Source organism: Arthrobacter sp. 260 (assembly GCF_013116745.1).
Lineage (GTDB): Bacteria > Actinomycetota > Actinomycetes > Actinomycetales > Micrococcaceae > Arthrobacter_D.
Map to the genome: position 1 here is coordinate 23301 of NZ_JABFOE010000017.1, position 17709 is coordinate 41009.

General features: G+C 63.9%; 17 protein-coding genes, 2 tRNA genes and 1 other RNA gene. 12 read left to right on the plus strand and 8 right to left on the minus strand.

Translation table 11 applies throughout. The annotated features are described in order from the left end of the window. Positions 1–393 precede the first annotated feature (393 nt). From HMI57_RS16145 to HMI57_RS16165, 5 genes are all read left to right on the plus strand, one after another. A complete protein-coding gene (locus HMI57_RS16145) occupies positions 394–813 on the plus strand; it encodes a DUF3052 domain-containing protein (protein WP_171587036.1) in 420 nt (139 codons plus the stop codon). A gap of 1 nt (position 814) precedes the next feature. Then, a complete protein-coding gene (locus HMI57_RS16150; protein WP_171587037.1) occupies positions 815–1309 on the plus strand; it encodes a peroxiredoxin in 495 nt (164 codons plus the stop codon). Further along, positions 1306–2238 (plus strand): NAD-dependent protein deacetylase, encoded by a 933-nt coding sequence (locus HMI57_RS16155; protein WP_171587038.1) that lies wholly within the window; start codon positions 1306–1308, stop codon positions 2236–2238. Before HMI57_RS16150 ends, HMI57_RS16155 begins: the two co-directional genes overlap by 4 nt. Positions 2239–2330: 92 nt before the next feature. After that, positions 2331–2406, plus strand: a tRNA-Val gene (locus HMI57_RS16160). A gap of 112 nt (positions 2407–2518) precedes the next feature. Next, positions 2519–2854 (plus strand): DUF732 domain-containing protein, encoded by a 336-nt coding sequence (locus HMI57_RS16165; RefSeq protein ID WP_171587039.1) that lies wholly within the window; start codon positions 2519–2521, stop codon positions 2852–2854. 32 nt (positions 2855–2886) lie between these two features. Here the strand turns inward: HMI57_RS16165 and HMI57_RS19625 are convergent, their stop codons facing one another. Further along, the gene (locus tag HMI57_RS19625; protein ID WP_216607616.1) at positions 2887–4848 is read right to left on the minus strand and encodes an acyltransferase family protein; all 1962 of its coding nucleotides are present in this window, start codon (positions 4846–4848) and stop codon (positions 2887–2889) included. A gap of 297 nt (positions 4849–5145) precedes the next feature. Here HMI57_RS19625 and gndA point away from each other — a divergent pair, with 297 nt between their 5' ends. Then, on the plus strand, positions 5146–6585 hold the full coding sequence (gene gndA / locus HMI57_RS16175; protein ID WP_171587040.1) for an NADP-dependent phosphogluconate dehydrogenase: 1440 nt from the start codon (positions 5146–5148) through the stop codon (positions 6583–6585). 89 nt (positions 6586–6674) lie between these two features. On the opposite strand, the gene epsC is transcribed toward gndA, so the two are convergent. From epsC to msrA, 3 genes are all read right to left on the minus strand, one after another. Continuing rightward, a complete protein-coding gene (gene epsC / locus HMI57_RS16180; RefSeq protein ID WP_171587041.1) occupies positions 6675–7262 on the minus strand; it encodes a serine O-acetyltransferase EpsC in 588 nt (195 codons plus the stop codon). A gap of 22 nt (positions 7263–7284) precedes the next feature. Continuing rightward, complete coding sequence (cysK, locus tag HMI57_RS16185; RefSeq protein WP_171587042.1) at positions 7285–8220, minus strand: cysteine synthase A; 936 nt, start codon at positions 8218–8220, stop codon at positions 7285–7287. Positions 8221–8321: 101 nt separating this feature from the next. Beyond that, entirely contained in the window at positions 8322–8846 is a 525-nt protein-coding gene (gene msrA / locus HMI57_RS16190; RefSeq protein WP_171587043.1) for a peptide-methionine (S)-S-oxide reductase MsrA, read from the minus strand. 129 nt (positions 8847–8975) lie between these two features. On the opposite strand from msrA, the gene HMI57_RS16195 reads away from it, so the two are divergent. From HMI57_RS16195 to HMI57_RS16205, 3 genes are all read left to right on the plus strand, one after another. Further along, positions 8976–9857: a Nif3-like dinuclear metal center hexameric protein gene (locus tag HMI57_RS16195; RefSeq protein WP_228721164.1), complete on the plus strand. Its 882-nt coding sequence runs from the start codon at positions 8976–8978 to the stop codon at positions 9855–9857. Between the two features lie 110 nt (positions 9858–9967). Continuing rightward, positions 9968–10708 carry a C4-type zinc ribbon domain-containing protein gene (locus HMI57_RS16200; protein WP_171587045.1) on the plus strand — a complete coding sequence of 247 codons (741 nt, stop codon included), beginning with the start codon at positions 9968–9970 and terminating at the stop codon, positions 10706–10708. Positions 10709–10742: 34 nt separating this feature from the next. Then, entirely contained in the window at positions 10743–11690 is a 948-nt protein-coding gene (locus tag HMI57_RS16205) for a reverse transcriptase-like protein (protein ID WP_216607622.1), read from the plus strand. A 7-nt stretch (positions 11691–11697) separates the two neighbouring features. Here HMI57_RS16205 and HMI57_RS16210 read toward each other — a convergent pair whose 3' ends face one another. After that, entirely contained in the window at positions 11698–12462 is a 765-nt protein-coding gene (locus tag HMI57_RS16210) for a peroxide stress protein YaaA (protein ID WP_171587047.1), read from the minus strand. Between the two features lie 118 nt (positions 12463–12580). Between HMI57_RS16210 and rnpB the strand changes: the two genes are divergently transcribed. The 3 genes from rnpB to HMI57_RS16225 all read left to right on the plus strand — a co-directional run bounded on the left by rnpB (position 12581) and on the right by HMI57_RS16225 (position 15658). Continuing rightward, positions 12581–12987, plus strand: an RNA gene (rnpB, locus tag HMI57_RS16215) — RNase P RNA component class A. 67 nt (positions 12988–13054) lie between these two features. Then, positions 13055–14254, plus strand: coding sequence for a DUF6395 domain-containing protein (locus HMI57_RS16220; RefSeq protein WP_171587048.1), 1200 nt, complete (start codon positions 13055–13057; stop codon positions 14252–14254). A gap of 135 nt (positions 14255–14389) precedes the next feature. Next, complete coding sequence (locus HMI57_RS16225) at positions 14390–15658, plus strand: MFS transporter (protein ID WP_171587049.1); 1269 nt, start codon at positions 14390–14392, stop codon at positions 15656–15658. 13 nt (positions 15659–15671) lie between these two features. Here the strand turns inward: HMI57_RS16225 and def are convergent, their stop codons facing one another. From def to HMI57_RS16240, 3 genes are all read right to left on the minus strand, one after another. Beyond that, the gene (def, locus tag HMI57_RS16230) at positions 15672–16244 is read right to left on the minus strand and encodes a peptide deformylase (RefSeq protein ID WP_171587050.1); all 573 of its coding nucleotides are present in this window, start codon (positions 16242–16244) and stop codon (positions 15672–15674) included. A gap of 52 nt (positions 16245–16296) precedes the next feature. After that, complete coding sequence (locus HMI57_RS16235) at positions 16297–17451, minus strand: acyl-CoA dehydrogenase family protein (protein WP_171587051.1); 1155 nt, start codon at positions 17449–17451, stop codon at positions 16297–16299. 115 nt (positions 17452–17566) lie between these two features. Continuing rightward, positions 17567–17642 (minus strand) — tRNA-His (locus tag HMI57_RS16240). Positions 17643–17709 lie beyond the last annotated feature (67 nt).

Sequence of the window (17709 nt, forward strand, 5' to 3'; positions counted from 1 at the left end):
TGATGTCTACGATGCTTACAACTGACGCAACGGAACGATGCTCCGCAGCCTGTCTGTGGCCACGACCCCAAGATCGTAAGGATCGTGACAAATCACTTTTGTAACTCTAGCCGCGACGAGTCGGAGATGCGTAGTGGAGGCCCGGCAGCTGAGCGGTTTCCGCTCTCGGCGGTATTTGCGGCATCCGCCTGCGCCTGGATCCACCGGGGGCGTCCGGGCGGGACTTTCCGGCGGTTTCCTCCCTATATGGTGTACATATGCGACCGAGGATTCGCCCGGGAGACCTGCTGGCTTGATGCATGGCGTTTAAAGGTGTTGGCTGGTAATAATGCATATCAACGTAACTAGTGGATCCGCTAATCAAAGTGACCACAGTCTTTCGGGAGGAAAACAGTGAGCGAGGCCGAAGCCGCCACAACGGATACCGTGGCGGGCAAGTTGGGTTTCAAGAACGGGGACCTGCTTCAGGAACTCGGCTACGACGAGGATGTGGATTTCGACTTCCGTGCAACCCTCGAGGATGAAACCGGGTCTGAACTGCTCACTGAAGAGGACCAGGACGTTGTGGACGGTGTGCTGCTTTGGTGGCGCAACGACGACGGCGACCTCGTCGACGCACTCGTTGACTCACTGACCTGCCTCGACGAAGGCGGCACCGTCTGGGTCCTGACCCCGAAATCCGGACGCACCGGCTACGTTGCCCCCTCGATCATCCAGGAAGCCGCTCCCACCGCGGGTCTGCACGCCACGTCGTCGGCTGGTGTCTCGAAGGACTGGGCCGCTACCCGATTGGTCAGCCGACGGAAAAGCTAGCATGAGCGGGCTCCCGCTGATGGGCGAGCCAGCACCTGACTTCGCCCTGTCCAACCAGTTCGGTGAGACGGTCCGCCTCAGCGATCTGCGCGGAACGCCCGTCGCTGTGGTGTTCTATCCCTTCGCGTTCTCGGGTGTCTGCACCGGCGAACTCTGCGAGCTGCGCGACAATCTGGCTTTGTTTGACGACGACGGCGTGCGGCTTCTCGCCGTTTCGGTCGATTCCAAATACACTCTGCGTGCGTACGCCCAGGACCAAGGCTTCAGCTTCGACCTGCTGGCAGACTTCTGGCCCCACGGCGATGTCGCCGCCCGATACGGCGCGTTCGACGCCGACCGGGGTTATGCAGAACGTGCCACCTTCCTCATCGACGCGCAGGGTGTCATTGTGGCGACCCTCCGCTCCGAGCTCGGCCAGCCCCGTCCGCTCGAGGACTACCGGGCGGCGCTGACCAACCTCACCGGCCGGGTAAACCGCGTCGGACCGTCATTGTGACACCCGAGTCAGCTGGCGGAGCAGCTACACCCCCTGGCCTCGGTCTGACCGGATTCGCCAGTGGTGACCCAGCAGATCCCGCTCCCACCTTCAGCCCCGAGCAACGCACCCGAATGGCAGAGGTGGTGAGACTGCTCAGCGGCCACCGCCTCGCCGTCCTGACCGGCGCGGGACTGAGCACCGACTCCGGCATTCCGGACTACCGCGGGCCCCAATCGGTCCCACGTAACCCCATGACGTACCAACAGTTCGTCGGCGATGAAGTGCTGCGGCGCCGGTACTGGGCCCGCAACCATGTGGGCTGGCACCACCTCCGTCACGCCGACCCCAACCCCGGTCACCTCGCCCTGGCGTCGCTCGAATCCCGGGGGCTGCTCTCCGGGCTGATCACCCAGAACGTGGACAGGCTTCACTCGGCGGCAGGCAGTGAACAGGTGATCGACCTGCACGGGACCTACGACCGCGTCGTCTGCCTGCAGTGCGCCAGGAGCTATAGCCGGTCCGAGATTGCGGTCCTGCTGGAAGCGCTGAACCCCGGTTACCTGGAGCGTGAATCGAACGCGGGGGACGTCGCGCCTGACGCCGATGCCGACGTCGACGACACGAGCGATTTTGTGATGGCCCCCTGCCCCAACTGTGGCGGCATGCTGAAGCCGGACTTCGTGTACTTCGGGGAGAACGTGCCGAAGGACCGGGTTGCCGAGGCCTACCAGGTGGTGGACTCCGGCGACGCGTTGCTGGTCGCCGGGTCATCCCTGACCGTGATGAGCGGACTGCGTTTCGTCAGGCACGCCGCGAAGGCAGGGAAGCCCGTGGTAATCATCAATCGGGGCGCCACCCGTGGTGATGACCTGGCCAACATGCTGGTCAACCTGGGCGTCTCCGAGGCGCTCAGCTACCTGGCCGATGAACTGCCCGACCTGCAGTAGCGGGCAGGGCGGACGATTGGCGTTCTCTTGGGAATCCCAGTAGAGTAATTCTTCGTTGGTTGGCCGGTCCGAGGGCCGCCACCGACAGGCAAGGGTCTTTAGCTCAGCTGGTAGAGCGCCACGTTTACACCGTGGATGTCATCGGTTCGATCCCGGTAGGACCCACCACCAAAACCCCGCCCTTTCAAGCACTAACGCTTGAGACGGCGGGGTTTTTTTATCAGGAACTGCGCTACCGGTCGGAACCGGGTTGGACGAAGAGAAGGGATCTACAGTCGCGATGATCAGCAGTGGAACTTCACGCCGCACCTCAGGCGCAGCAATGCTGTGCCTGATGGTTGGCCTGGTTGGCTGCGGGACAGCCGACAGGGGGAGCGTGGCCGCCCAGGAGCGCTTCCTCACCGAGCTCCGCGAGCAGGCACCCGATTCGGCCTATTCCGGGGACGAGCAGTTGATTGCCACCGGTGAGCAGGTGTGTGCCGATCTGGAGGCAGGTGCCAACCTCGAGGAGCTGGGCGCCCGCAACCCCGCCGAGAACCTGACCGACGAAACCGTTGAACGCATCCGGATCACCCAGGCCCTCGCCGCCGAGCATCTCTGCCCCGGCGCAGCCTGAGGCACTATCGGCCGTCAGGCTGGTAGCCGACGCTACTGGACCCTGTCGATCTCTTGCCCCAACGGTCCCGCCAGCGCCCTGCTGAACGTGGTGGTGATGTGGTGCTCATCCCGGTAGACCAGCAGGTCTCCAATGATTGACGGACAAATGTCGGTACAGAGGTAGCTACTCAGGTCAATGAACGACGAGTTGCCCTCCTGCACCGCCCGCTCTTCCGCGGCAATAATCTCGCCGTCGAGCGCTTCCGCCCGGGGCAGGTCACAGGCCGCTGCCTCCTCGGTGTTCCGGGACAGGCAGTCCAGCGGGGATGCACTGTGGTTCGGGGTATCCGCGAGGACCAGTGCGTGCGATGACCCAGGCAGTGCGGCCAGAGTGGAACGCAAGCCCGCCTCCCACTGCTCCACGAGTGCGGTCGAGGTGTCAACGGGTGCCACCTCCCCGAAGTTGCTGAGCACCACTACAGCTGGATTGAGTTCATCAATGTACTCGAAGGCGCTCTGACGCCATTCCTCGCACTGGGAGTACGGGCGCTGCTCGTGGAGGATCTCAATATCCACAGATGGGCAGCTGGATTTCGTGAGATTGTGCAGACGGTAGGAGCCGTCGGTGGCGTAGGCCTCCAGAGCCGGAAACCACTGAGCGGCATGGGAGTCGCCGAAGAGCACAATGTCCACGGTGCCGTCGGGGTCCCCGTAGACGCAGTCGGTCCTGACCTCGGTCGCAGGGAAATCGGCGTGACAGCCGTCGTCGTACGTCACAGGAATGCTGTCCGGCGCATCGCGCAGGGTCGGGTTCAAGTTGGCTGGAACGAAGGTGGAGCCATTGGGGGCCACCTGCAACGGTTGCGACGCCGCGTCCCGGGTAGAGGCGATCGGTGCTGTGCTCTGCACCGCGTTGAGACCGGCGGCGACCGCCACGAACGCCAGAGACGCGAGTGCCGCAGTTGCGATGACCCGGCGTGAGCGCAACGGGCTCCCCGCCGCCGGGTGACGGAAACGATTCTCCACATACCTGTACAGCAGAACCGCCAGCGGCACGCTGAGTGCACCCAGAGTCAGGGTGAGGGCCAGCGGTAGCGGATTTTCATAGCCGACCGCCGCCTGCGGGATAACCAGCAGCGGCCAGTGCACCAGGTAAATCGAGTACGACCAGGCGCCCACCTTCTGCATCGGGGGGCGGCTCAGCAGCACTCCGGCACCGCCCGGCGGAAGGTTGCTGCCGCACACGATGACGGCGGCAGTGGACAACACCGGAAGGAGCGCAGCCCACCCCGGGAAGACTGTGTTCTCATTGAGGGCTATCAGGCTGAGGGCGATGCCAGCCATCCCCAGCCAGGTGCCGAGCGCCGCCAGCCGGCCATTCAGGCGTACCAGCCCGGAGTGCAGGGCGAAGGCCGCCAGGGCGCCGATCCCCAGCTCCCAGGCGCGGGTCGGCAGCAGGAAGAACGCTGCCGGTTGCGACGCCCCGGTCAGGACGATGCACAGGGCAAAGGAGAGGACGACCATCGACAGGACCACCCAGAACAGCCGCCGGGTCGATCTGCGCACCAGCAGGAACCCCAGCAGCAGGAGCAGCGGCCAGAACAGATAGAACTGCTCCTCAACGCCAAGCGACCAGTAGTGCTGGAACGGTGACGGCGCGGTTTCGGCGAGGTAATCAGCACCCTGCGCGGCAAAGAGCACATTGGGGACATACAGGGCGGTGGCGATGGCGTCCTCTAGAGCGCCGGGACGGGTGGCTGGGGGAAGAAACACCAGCGACGCCACGGTGGTCAGAGCAAGCACTGCGAACGAGGCGGGGATGATGCGACGGATACGTTTGGCGTAGAACTCGCCAAAGGGGATCCGGCCCTGGGCTTCCAGCATGGAGATCAACTGGCCGGTGATGAGGAAGCCGGAGATGACGAAGAAGATGTCGACGCCGACGTAGCCTCCCGGTACCGCTGACAAACCGGCGTGGTAGAGCACTACCGCCCCTACCGCTACCGCCCGCAAGCCTTGGATGTCCGGCCGGAACGGAGCCGACTGTCGGGCGGTTGGTCGCGAAATGACAAGCTCCTTCCCTGATGAATGTCTTGGGTTAATCTATATCAGTCGTGCAACGATCGTCCTCGGAAGGGTTGACCTCGGTGCCGGCAGGGGGGACACGGCCGCTTCACTATTGGTCGCCGTGTGGCCAGTAGGTATCCAGCGGTAATAAGGTGAAAGTACTGTTTCGTGGCGCGGAGCTCTTCCGGCTGCCCGCGTATCGGCCCCCGACACCCGGGGGGCAAACCCAGTATTGGAGACTTCATGAGTGCACAGATTGGTGTCACAGGCCTAGCGGTCATGGGCGCAAACTTGGCCCGCAACCTTGCCCGCAACGGTTACACCGTCGCGTTGCACAACCGGTCGATCGAGAAGACCGACGCGCTGCTGGCGAAGCACGCCGACGACGGCGACTTCGTCCGCACCGAAACCCTTGAGGAACTGGTCGATTCCCTGGAGAAGCCCCGCAGGGTCCTGATCATGGTCAAGGCTGGCGGACCCGTGGATTCGGTTATCGGCCAGCTGGAACCGCTGCTCGAGCCCGGCGACATTGTGATCGACGGCGGCAACTCCCACTACGAAGACACCCGACGACGGGAAGCCGCCCTGGCGACCAAGGGGCTGCACTTTGTGGGCGTTGGGGTCTCCGGCGGGGAGGAGGGCGCCCTGCTGGGCCCGTCCATCATGCCCGGCGGCTCACGCGAGTCCTACGATTCCCTGGGTCCCATGCTGGAGAAGATTTCCGCCAAATACAACGGTGAACCCTGCTGCCGCTGGATCGGCACCGACGGTGCCGGACACTTCGTGAAAATGGTTCACAACGGCATCGAATACGCCGACATGCAGGTGATCGGCGAAGCCTACGACCTGTTGCGCTCCGGCGCCGGCATCGAGCCCGCCGAACAGTCCAAGATCTTCACCGACTGGAATACCGGCACCCTCTCGTCCTTCCTGATTGAGATCACCGCTGAAGTGCTCGGCCACACGGATGCCAAGACCGGCAAACCCTTCGTCGACGTCGTCGTCGACTCGGCGGGGCAGAAGGGCACCGGCCGTTGGACAGTTGTGTCGGCGCTGGAACTGGGCAGCCCGACGTCGGGCATCGCTGAGTCCGTGTTTGCCCGGGGCCTGTCCTCGCAGCGGGACCAGCGGGCCCAGGCACAGGACATCCTTGCCGGTCATGAGGGCACCGTGGACCTGCCTGAGTCGTTCGTTGAGGACGTTCGCCTGGCCCTGTACGCGTCGAAACTGGTCAGCTACGCCCAGGGCATCGACATGCTCACTGCTGCTGCCAAGGAGTACGGCTGGGAACTGAAGCTCGACGAGATTGCGTCGCTGTGGCGCGCTGGCTGCATCATCCGTGCCGAACTGCTGGACGACATCATGAAGGCGTACGCTACTGCTGACGGCCAGCCGGTGAACCTGCTGCTGGCCCCGGCATTCGCCGAGTCGATTGCCGGGGCGATCCCCGCCTGGCGTCGCGTCGTGTCGACAGCCGTCCAACTCGGTATCCCAGTGCCGGTGTTCTCGGCATCGCTGGCCTACTACGACGGTCTGCGCCGTCGTCGGCTGCCCGCGGCATTGACCCAGGGCCTCCGGGACCTGTTCGGTGCCCACACCTACAACCGGGTGGACATGGATGGCACGTTCCACACTCTGTGGGGCGAGGACAAGTCCGAAATTGAAGCGGTGGACACCCACTAGCTCCTCTTAACTAGTGATGGCCCGGGCATAGTGCCCGGGCCATCACCAGTTAAGAACCAACGCCGGCTGACCGCGCTGAAAGTGGGGCGCTAAATGTACAGCGCCGGATCGATGTACTCGGCCGGATCGACCGCCGGGAGAGTCTCCCGTGTGGAGTCACGATGCCTGAACGTTGCGGGAATGCCGGTGGCAATCGAATCCGGGGGCGTGTCCTTGACGACGACGGCGTTGGCGCCGATCGCGCTGCCGGCACCAATCGTGATTGGTCCGAGCACCTTCGCACCAGCACCAATCGTTACCCTGTCACCGATCGTCGGATGCCGCTTGACCTTCTCAAGGGACCGCCCGCCCAGCGTGACGCCCTGGTAGAGCATCACGTCGTCGCCGATCTCGGCGGTACCGCCAATGACCACGCCCATGCCGTGGTCAATGAAGAACCGCCGGCCGATGGTCGCTGCGGGATGGATCTCGATCCCGGTGGCGGCCCGCGCCAGCTGTGCTAGCAGCCGTGCCGGGAACCGGAGCCCTGGTCTCGCCCACATGCGGTGCGTGAGCCGGTGCACCCAGATGGCGTGCAGACCGGAATAGACCAGTCCATTCTCGATGGAGCCACGGGCGGCTGGATCGTGCTCTCGCGCCGTCTCCAGATCCTCGTGCAGTCGCGCTAGAAAACTCACAGACTACTTTCTGTTGGTGGGGTTAGCCCCGGATATCGTCAAAAAGGACAGTGGAGATGTACCGCTCACCGAAGTCGCAGACAATTGCCACAATGAGCTTACCCGCGTTCTCTGGCCGCTTGGCGAGCTCCAACGCCGCCCACACGATGGCGCCGGACGAGATGCCGCCCAGGATCCCTTCCTGGGTTCCGAGGGCACGGGCCACCCGCACCGAATCCTCAACTGTTGCATCCATGACCTCGTCATAGGCGTTCCGGTCCAGGATTTCGGGGACAAAGTTGGCGCCGATTCCCTGGATCTTGTGGGGTCCGGGCGCGCCACCGTTAAGGATTGGCGAGTCCGCTGGCTCCACGGCAACGATCTGCACCCCGGGCTTGCGTTCTTTCAGGACCTGCCCGACGCCGGTGATGGTTCCGCCGGTGCCCACGCCTGCCACGAAGATGTCGACGGCGCCGTCGGTGTCTTCCCAGACCTCCTCGGCAGTCGTCGCGCGGTGGATTGCGGGGTTGGCCTCGTTGGCGAACTGCTGCGCCCAGATGGCGTTCTCAGTCGTCGCCACGATGTCCTTGGCCTTATCAACGGCGCCACGCATACCCTCGGATCCGGGGGTCAGCACAATCTCGGCGCCGTAGGCACGAAGCATCACGCGGCGCTCTGTGGACATCGTCTCGGGCATGGTCAGGAGCACCCGGTAGCCGCGCGCCGCACCGACCATGGCGAGCGAGATGCCGGTGTTGCCGGACGTCCCCTCCACGATAGTGCCGCCTGGCTTGAGTGCTCCGGCCTTCTCTGCAGCATCGATGATGGCGACGCCGATTCGGTCTTTGACGCTGTTCGCGGGGTTATAGAACTCAAGCTTCACGGCAACCTGGGCGTCGAGGCCCTCGGTGAGACGGTTGAGACGGACCAGGGGGGTCCGCCCCACCAGCTGAGTGACGTCGTCGTAAATCTTTGCCATTGCTACCTGCCTAGGGTCGGGGGTCGGGGGAGTGCTCGCCGGATCCTGCGCTGCGCGCTGGGATTCAGCCTAGCCGCGCGGCGTTCCGCCGTGCCGGAAGTCTAGTCAATCAGCCATTGAGCGTAATACTTGCGCGCCTTGGCCAGTTTGGGGTTGATGATCACGCGGCAGTAACCCTGTTCGGGGTGCTTTGCGTAGAAATTGTTGTGCCACTCCTCCGCCGGGTGGAACCGCGGGAGCCGGGTCACCTCGGTCACGATCGGGTCGGACCAGCTCTCCTGGTTCCGCTCGATGGCCCGCTCAAACAGTTCCTTCTGCTCGGTGTCCTGGTAGAACATCGAGGACCGGTACTGGGTACCGACGTCGTACCCCTGCCGGTTCAGCGTGGTGGGGTCGTGCGACACGAAGAACATATCCAGGATTACCTCGGCAGGGATGACCGTTTCGTCGAAGGTCACTGCCACAACCTCGGCGTGACCGGTGGTGCCTGAGCAGACCGCGTCATAGTCCGGATCGGGGGTATGGCCACCGGTATAACCGGAGATCACATCGGTGACGCCGCGGGTTTTTTGGTAAAGGGCGTCGAGGCACCAGAAACAGCCTCCGCCGAGCACGAATGTCATCATGCCTATATCAATGCGTTGCGGGCCCAGAAGATTCCCGACCCGTGCGGCCGCAGACGCCGGAAGCGCCACGAAAATTGGGCCGTTTCTACCTGAGCGGGTACAACTAGAGCCATGGAAGCTAATCCGTTGATGACTGGCCAACGCACTACCGACGGTGTCGGGAGTCCCAAACCACCCAGCGTGGCCGAGGTGCTGTTGGCGGTTGAAGACCTCTGGCCCGAAACCTTGGCGGAAAGTTGGGACGCGGTTGGCCTGGTGGTGGGAAAGCCGAGCAACAGCGCCTCGAAGATCCTGTTCGCCGTCGATCCGACGCACGAGGTCATCAGCGAGGCGCTTGAGTGGGGCGCCGACCTCATCATCACCCATCATCCGCTGATGATGAAGCCGGTCAATTCGGTGGCGGCAACCCACTTCAAGGGCAATGCAGTGCACCGGCTGATCGAAGGCGGGTGCGCCCTCACCACCGTGCACACCAATGGTGACAGCGCTGTTGGGGGAGTATCCGATGTGCTGGCGGACGCGTTCGGCCTGACGGATGTCCAACCCCTCACGTCCTCGACCGGCGGTTTGCCGGAGGAAGGGCTGGGGCGGGTAGGGAACCTGAAGACCCCCACCACCCTGGGAGACTTCGCGGGAGTGGTGTTCTCGATTCTCCCGGCGGTGGCAGGTGGAGTCCGGGTGGCCGGCGACCGGGATGGGCTTGTGCGCAGGGTTGCCGTCTGCGGCGGCGCCGGCGACAGCCTGTTCGACCAGGTACGGGCAAGCGGGGCTGACGTGTACGTGACCGCCGATCTCCGACACCACCCCGTCTCGGAGGCCCGGGAGGCAGCCTCGAACGACCGGCCTTACCTCATCGATGTGTCGCACTTCGGCAGTGAGTGGCTGTGGCTGACCCCCGCTGCGGCGGCGCTGGCCAACGTGCTGGCGGACCACGGGTTCGACGCCGACATCCGGGTGAGCAGCGTCAACACCGACCCGTGGGACTTCGTTCTCACCGCAGGGGTGCACTAGGGCACGGTACAGCCGACGGCGCGCGCCGGCGTTCTGAACGGCGGTGACCGCGGGAGGCGCCGTGCAATAGGGTAGATGGACGGGTAATCGGCAACCGCGGAGGTTTTACTGTGGCAAAAGCAGCACCGGCAGAACAGCTTCGGCTGTTGGAACTTCAGGCACTGGATTCGCGGTTGAACCAGCTGCAGCGGCAGGCCGCGACCGCGCGTGCCAATCCGGCCCTCGCCGAGCTGGCAAAGCAGCTGGAAGGCACTGACAGCGAGCTCGTTGCGACCGCGACTGTCCTCAGCGACCTGGAACGTGACCTCACCCGCGCCGAGGATGACGTGCAATCGGTGGTGAACCGTTTGGAGCGCGACCAGAAACGCCTCGACAGCGGGACCGGTAGCCCCAAGGACCTGACCGCCCTTCAGAGTGAGATCGCGTCATTGACCAAGCGCCGCTCCGACCTGGAAGACGTGGAATTGGACATCATGGAACGGGTGGACGCCGCCCGTGCCGCCAAGGAGGCAGCTCAGCAGCGGAAGGTGGAAGCGCAGGAGCGCCTCACCGCGATCGAGTCCACCCGCGACGCCGAACTGGCCACCATCGAGGAGGAGGCAGGATCCGTACGCGCCCAGCGCAGTGAACTGGCCGGAACATTCGACGCCGGACTCCTGGCGTTGTACGAGAAGACACTAGCCCGCCGCGGTGTCGGTGCGGCACGACTGTTCCATGGCACGTCGGAGGGCTCGGGAATGCAGTTGAGCCCCGGAGATCTTGCTGAGCTCAAGAAAGCCGCTGAGGACGACATCGTGTTCTGCCCAGACTCGGGTGCCATCCTGGTCCGCTCCGCCGAATGGGGCAACTAGGCCAGTGCCAGCTGAACAGACCCTCTTTGACCACCTGAGCGAGCCCACCGAACCTGCAGCACCTCCGCGCTTCCTGATCGTGGAGGCCGACGGCGGTTCCCGGGGAAACCCCGGACACGCTGGCTATGGCGCCCTGGTCCGGGACCCCGAAACGGGGGAGATCCTGGTCGAAAAGGCCGCCTATCTGGGCAAGGTGTCCAACAACGTTGCCGAGTACTCGGGGTTGGTGGCCGGCCTGGAACTGGCGAACGAGCTGGATCCCACGTGCCGCATCCTGGTCAAGATGGACTCCAAACTGGTGGTCGAGCAGATGGAGGGCCGCTGGAAGATCAAGCACGCGGACATGCGCGCCCTGGCCACCAAGGCCCGTGCGGTGCTCGACCCCTCCCGGGTCAAGTACCAGTGGATTCCCCGCGAGATCAATAAGGACGCTGACCGGCTGTCCAACGAAGCGATGGATGCCGGGATGGCCGGTATCCCCTGGGTGCCGCGCGCTTCCTCACCCTCGGCCGCCGCTTCCTCACCGGAACCTGAGCCGTCCGACGGCGGACCGGAGCAGGTCAGGCAGCCCACGGGACGGCTGCACCACGTGGAGCTCTGGGTGAGGGACCTGCAGGAGGCAAACGACTCGATCGGCTGGCTGCTCTGGCAACTCGGGTTCACCGTCAAGGAGACCTGGGCCGAGGGCACCAGTTTTGTCGGTGCCGACGGCCTGTACCTGGTGATCGAATCAGGATCGGCCGTCGCCGACGAACCCCACCAACGGTTGCACCCCGGGCTGAACCACCTGGCCTTCCGGGCAGGCACCCCGGCGGAGGTCGACTTGCTGGCACGCCGGGCCACCAGCCACGGGTGGACCCCAATGTTTGCTGCCGCCTACCCGCACGCCGGTGGCAAGGACAGCTATGCAGCGTACCTGGAAAACAAGGCCGGCTTCGAGGTGGAACTGGTCGCCGAATGGGACGGCGCCGCGGGAGACTAGGACGCGCTCAGCCGGGCAGGATGATGTTCAGCTGAGCCGGTTTGCGGGGTGTCGCGGGGATCAGTTCAGCGGTCCAGCGTTCCCGGGCGGCTTTCAACAGCTCCGCTGGGGTGCCCGGCTGCCGCGCCCGCCGGGTCAGCAGATGCCGGGCAAGCAGTCCACGGGTATGCTTCGCGGCGTGCGAGACGACTGTGCGCTTGCCGTCCCGTTCGAGCAGAACGTTGACTGCGGCGGTCCGCTCAGGGTGGCCGGCCCACGCCGTCGCGTAGGTGCTGGAACGGCAGTCGACCACCAGTGCGTCCCCGGACCGGTCGCCCAGGGGCGCAGTCAGCCGCGGCTTCCAGAATGAGGAGAGGGTTCCGGTGGCGGGGAGTGTGACTGACATGGATAACCGGTAGGCAGGAATGGCATCGGCGAAACCCAGGGCACCCCACAGCGCCGAGACCACCACCACCGACTCATGGGCTTTTCGACGCTGTACCGGGGTCAACGTGCGGTAGCCCAGCGCGTCGTACAGTACGCCGGAGTAGATCAGGTAAGCGGGGGCCGCCGGCTGGTCGCGGAGCGTGACGTTCCGTTGTACTTCGGCTCCGAGGGACTGGCCCACTCCCAGAATGCTGTGGGCGGCGGGATCGGTGCTTGCGGCGGCGAGGGCATCCAGCACAGTGTGGCGGGCCTCGGTCAGTTCAGGGAACCCGAGCATTCCCAGATCCACTGTGGGCCCCTTTACTGCGGGTGACTTACCTTCGGAGGGCGGCAGTAGAATCAGCACCGCACCACTTTACCCAAGATCTCCGGGTGTTACCGAACCGTGCCTCCGGACTGTGCGCGGGGCGAAGCTGTTCGGCGTGCGGCACGGGTCTCCGCCAGCCCGTAGAATCGATGAAGGATGGGTTGACCAGGCGGTCGCGTTGGACCGGTCGCAGTGCCTTGTGCACGGGCTCCGGTTCGCCGAGGAACGTCCGGGCTCCGCAGAGCAGGGTGGTGGGTAACGCCCACTCGGGGTAACCCGCAGGAAAGTGCCACAGAAAATAGACCGCTGCGCCAGGCAGCAATGTCTGGGGTAGTAAGGGTGAAAAGGTGGTGTAAGAGACCACCAGCGTGCCGGGTGACCGGTGCGGCTCGGTAAACCCCACCCGGAGCAAGGCCAGACAGGGCGCGTTTGAAGGCTGCTCGCCTGAGTGTCCGGGTAGGCCGCTGGAGGGCGTCGGCAACGGCGTTCGTAGATGGATGGCCGCCGCTTCTTCGCCGGCAACGGCAGGAAGCACAGAACCCGGCGTATCGGTCAACCCATCCCTCGACCCCGGTCCTCCCGGGCAGTGTCCGCTCCCGGACGAATCTCCCTGTGTCGTTATCATTGCGACATGCAAACGGTGAAGTTTGACGCCTTTACTGGCAAGAACCGTCTCCGTCTCGGGATTTCCGGAGACGTGAGCCGGGGAGAAGTGACACGATCCGAGGGCGGTATCGCCATGACGCTCGTCGACCCGGTGCTCTCGGTGGAGTGCGAAGGGGTCGACTTCGCATCCATCCACCCGGATGTGCTCGCCCTGATCGGAGTGCTGGCCTTTTTCCCCGTGCTGCCGGAGACTGATTTCGAGCTACGCACCAGTTTCCCGGTATCAGCCAACCTTCAGGCAGCACTTCGCAGACCGTGGATTCTTCCAGGGGTGTCAGTCTCTGGCAATGGTGTAGCAGGCCCGTATTTCCCCAAGGTTGACACCGTCATCAGCTATGGGGGCGGACTCGATTCCCTCGCGGCAAGCATCCTCTTCCCGGGGATCCCCTTGGTCCATGAAACACCCCTTCCGACGAGCACGGCAGCCTACACGGATGTCGTAAACGCCATTCTGCGCAGGCAGCCCGAAAATTGGGTGGTTTTCGATAACCTGAGGCAACTCTTTTCGGCGTGGGGGCTCCCTCTGTGGGTCGCGGCGTATATCTCTTCGCTGATCGTCGAGCCGCGCAACATCATTTCGGGCACCGAAATGACCGGAACCTATCTCTCCGGGGGAGTCGGCTACAAACCCCGCAACGCAAACGTCTGGTACCGGGTATTCCAGACTATCGGGGTGAATATACTTCCCACCTCCTTCCTCACCGAAATTGGCAACGCCAGAATCGTCATGGCGGGAGGACGCATGAATGATGCAGCTTATTGTGTGAAGATCGATGTACAGGACTGCAATAGGTGCACCAAGTGTCTTCGCCGCAGGCTCATCCGAGCCATGCTCAATCCGGAGGAGACCGTGATGGTTGACGAGTTTCTGCGCAGCGAATCCATTATGGAATTCCTTGCCACCCGACCCCTTTATTACGGAGACGTGTTCATTCACGCAGCAGGGTCAACAGCGCGGCCAACGTGGGTCAATGAGCATATTGCAGACCTGATCGAAGCGCACGGCTCGCTGGCTTTCCACGACGCGTATTACCCAGACGCATTCGAGCACTTCGGGTATCCGGATGAGCTGCGCAAAATGGCTGAGGAAGGAATGGCGGCCGTGGGCATTCCATCTTTCGATGCGGCAACGCGAAAACAATTCGAAACATATTCCCAGCTCTAGTCGGCGTCGTATAAACGGCGGCAAGCACAAGGGATTATCGGGGCGCAATAGCCGTGGGTCAATAGCTCCGAATGAAGTTTTCGCTGAATAGTGAAGATGGCATCTGACCGGTGTTTGCTCGGATACGCTATCCCAATGACAAACACCGTGGCGCCGCAGAAGTCGCTGCTGGTACGCAATCCAAACTTCCGTGCACTGTGGCTTTCCGGAACGGTCGGCGTTCTGGGCACAGCCGTCACCTCCATCGCACTTCCGGTCATCGCAGTGGTCGAACTGCAGGCCAGCGACTTCGCCGTTGCGGCCCTCGCGGGAATGACTTTTCTCCCCTGGCTGCTCCTCGGGCTACCGGTGGGCGTGTGGGTGGATCGGTGGCCACGGAAGCCGGTCATCGTGTGGTCCCTCATTGGCCGGATCGCGGCTTTGGCAACCATCCCCGTCACCTTCTGGCTCGGGATCATGTCGGTGGCGCAACTATTTGTCATCGCGTTCCTCGTGGGTCTCTCGGCCGTCTTCTTTACCCTGGCGGACCAGGCACTCATTCCGCAGGCTGTTTCCAAGGACGAACTTGTCGAGGGAAACGGCCTGATGACTGCCTCGTCAGCGTCAGCGGACGCGGCAGGGCGGGGCATCGCCGGCTGGCTGACGGTGGCGGTAGGCGCCTCGAACTCGCTCCTGGTCCAGATCATCACCTCCTTCGCCTCCCTCTTCGCCATCTCCTCCCTCAAGCTCAAGGAAGCCGAACCCTATCAGGGGGAGCGGCGCATCTTCCGGGAAATGAAGGACGGTCTGCGCTACACCTTCAGTACCGGACCGCTCCGGGCCATCCTGTTCAACGCTGCCCTCTGGAACCTCGGCGGCAGCATGGTCGCCTCCCTTTTGGTGCTCCTGGTGCTGCGAACACTGAATGAGTCGGAAATCTGGCTGGGGGTGCTCATGGCTGCGGCATCGGTCGGCGGAGCGCTGGGCGGCATCACCGTCAAACGGGCTACCGAGCGGTTCGGCTCGGGCCCGGTCTGGCGCTACGCAATGGTTCCCGGCGTACTCGGGTACGCGTCGCTCCTGATCATGACCCCCGGCTTCGGAATGCTCTGGGGAGTCGTGGGGATGTTCGTGATGGGCGTGTGCATCGCCTGGAACATCGTGGTCGGGTCGGCCTTCCGGCAACGCGTGTGTCCGCCCGCCATGATGGGCAGACTTGGTGCTGCCTCCCGGATGGTCAGCTGGGGCATGCTCGGCGTGGCCAGCATCCTCGGGGGAGCCCTCGCCGAGCTTGTCGGCATCTGGAATGCCGTCCTGATCGGGGTCCTGCTGTCAGTCGCAGCGCCCTTGGTGGCCATCTTCGGTCCGCTGCGCCACGTGGAGCGACTCGAGGATCTCGAACCCGGACAGGAGCCACGGGACTGACGCCCGGGCCCGTCTAGTGGCCGAACGGGTCCGGATCCACCCCCGGCATCCAGGTCAGGCCGGGAACTCCCCAGTCATTTTTCTTGATGGCTTTGCGGGCAGCCTTGGAATACGGCTCGATGAGTCGGTCCACGTAGAGCTTGCCCTCAAGGTGGTCATACTCGTGCTGCATGCAGCGCGCAAACCACCCAGTGGCAACGAACTCCAGCCGTTCCCCGAAGCCGTCGAAGCCGGTCACCTTGACCCAGTCGGCCCGCTTCAGGGGGAAGGACTCGCCCGGCACCGACAGGCACCCCTCGGACTCTTCCTCCGGGTCGGGGTCGGCCCCCGAAATTTTGGTGGTCACCAGCGAAGGGTTGACCAGTACCCCGCGCGGCGCCACGTCGTCGTCGTTCTCCATGCCGTAGACAAAGATCCGCTGACCGACGCCGATCTGGGGGGCTGCGAGCCCAACGCCGTTGGCCTCGTCCATGGTTTCGAACATATCGGCAATCAGGGCGCGGAGGTCGTCATCAAACGCGGTGACGACGGCGGCCCGGCGGTGCAGCACTGGCTCACCGGTGATGGTGACGGGACGAACAGTCATTGTGGTGTTTCCTGTGGATTGGGGAGGGACTACGACTAGTGGCAGGCGTGGGTCAGCCGGCGATGTGGCGGCCGACGACGTCGCGCATGATCTCGCTTGTGCCGCCGAAGATAGTGAGCAACCGGGTGGCCAGGAACGCCTGGGCAACCGGGTATTCGAGGATATACCCGTACCCTCCGTGCAGCTGGAGGCAACGGTCAGTGATCGACGTGGCGCGTTCGCTGGCCCACAGCTTGACCCGTGCGGCGGCGGCAGCATCCAGGGTGCCCGCGTTGAACGCGAGCATCGCCTGGTCGACGTAGGTCTCGGTGACCTCCACCTCCGTGAGGATATCGGCGAGCTGGAAGCGGGTGTTCTGGAAATCGATGACCCGTTCGCCGAACGCGTTGCGCTCCTTGGTGTAGGTGACGGTGGCCTCGTAGATCGCACGGGAGACAGCTGAGGCCGCAACAGCGATCGCGAGCCGACCCTGCGGCAATTGTTCGTGGGCGTAGCGGAGCCCGTGACCGAGCTCGCCCACCAGGTTGTCACCGCCCACCCGGACACTGTCGAAGAAGAGTTCAGCGGTATCCGAGGCCTTGAGCCCCATCTTGTCGAGCTGCTTGCCGGTGGTGTATCCCTCGCCCTTTTCGACCATGAAGAGCGAGAAGGAGTCGGCTCCGCCACGGCCCGTGCTGCCGTCGGTGCGAGCCATCACCAGTGAAGCGTCACCGCTGATGCCGTTGCCGATGAAGGTCTTCTGCCCGGAAATCAGCCAGTCGTCGCCGTCGCGCACGGCCTTGGTCCTGATCCCACGCAGATCACTGCCCGCCCCCGGTTCGGTCCAGGCCACACTCGTCACCCGTTCGCCACTGACCATTCCGGGAAGCCAGCGCGACTTCAGGTCGTCGCTGCCGTAGGCAAGCAGGTGGGGGAGCACCATGTCGTCGTGCAGGTGGAAAGCCAGTCCGACGGCGAAGTGGTTGGTTTTGGCGAACTCCTCGTCCAGGACAGCCCGGAACCGGTAGTCGGGCATTCCTGCGCCGCCGAACTCCTCGGGCACCGCCAGGCCCAGCAGGCCCTGCTCGCCAGCAGCCGTCCACAGGGTGCGGGGCATCAGATGGTCCTGATCCCACTGGGTGTAGTGCGGGGAAACCTCACGGGAGGCGAATTCGGTCGCGACCTCACGGAACAGCAGATGGTCTTCCTCGAACACTGTGCGTTCCATGCGGTCCAACCTCCACGGTGGTTCATGGCCGGCTGTCCCCGGCCTCGGTCTTACAGGTAAGGCCGCCCCCGAAGTTCTTCAGGAACGGCCTTCCAAGGTCAACCATCGACCTTCTTGGGGTGAGTAACGGGGCTTGAACCCGCGACCTCCTGGACCACAACCAGGCGCTCTGCCAACTGAGCTATACCCACCATGTGCCTTACGAAATGGCAGTCCCGCAGTTCATTCCTGCGGAAGTGTCACCTACAAAAGGCAGCG

What these genes read in the sequence shown, in the direction of transcription:
- HMI57_RS16150 (WP_171587037.1), top strand. Translation starts at nt 815, where the DNA reads ATGAGCGGGCTCCCGCTGATGGGCGAGCCAGCACCTGACTTCGCCCTG.
- HMI57_RS16165 (WP_171587039.1), top strand. Translation starts at nt 2,519, where the DNA reads ATGATCAGCAGTGGAACTTCACGCCGCACCTCAGGCGCAGCAATGCTG.
- gndA (WP_171587040.1), top strand. Translation starts at nt 5,146, where the DNA reads ATGAGTGCACAGATTGGTGTCACAGGCCTAGCGGTCATGGGCGCAAAC.
- cysK (WP_171587042.1), bottom strand. Translation starts at nt 8,220, where the DNA reads ATGGCAAAGATTTACGACGACGTCACTCAGCTGGTGGGGCGGACCCCC.
- msrA (WP_171587043.1), bottom strand. Translation starts at nt 8,846, where the DNA reads ATGATGACATTCGTGCTCGGCGGAGGCTGTTTCTGGTGCCTCGACGCC.
- HMI57_RS16195 (WP_228721164.1), top strand. Translation starts at nt 8,976, where the DNA reads ATGACTGGCCAACGCACTACCGACGGTGTCGGGAGTCCCAAACCACCC.
- HMI57_RS16220 (WP_171587048.1), top strand. Translation starts at nt 13,055, where the DNA reads ATGCAAACGGTGAAGTTTGACGCCTTTACTGGCAAGAACCGTCTCCGT.
- HMI57_RS16225 (WP_171587049.1), top strand. Translation starts at nt 14,390, where the DNA reads ATGACAAACACCGTGGCGCCGCAGAAGTCGCTGCTGGTACGCAATCCA.
- def (WP_171587050.1), bottom strand. Translation starts at nt 16,244, where the DNA reads ATGACTGTTCGTCCCGTCACCATCACCGGTGAGCCAGTGCTGCACCGC.
- HMI57_RS16235 (WP_171587051.1), bottom strand. Translation starts at nt 17,451, where the DNA reads ATGGAACGCACAGTGTTCGAGGAAGACCATCTGCTGTTCCGTGAGGTC.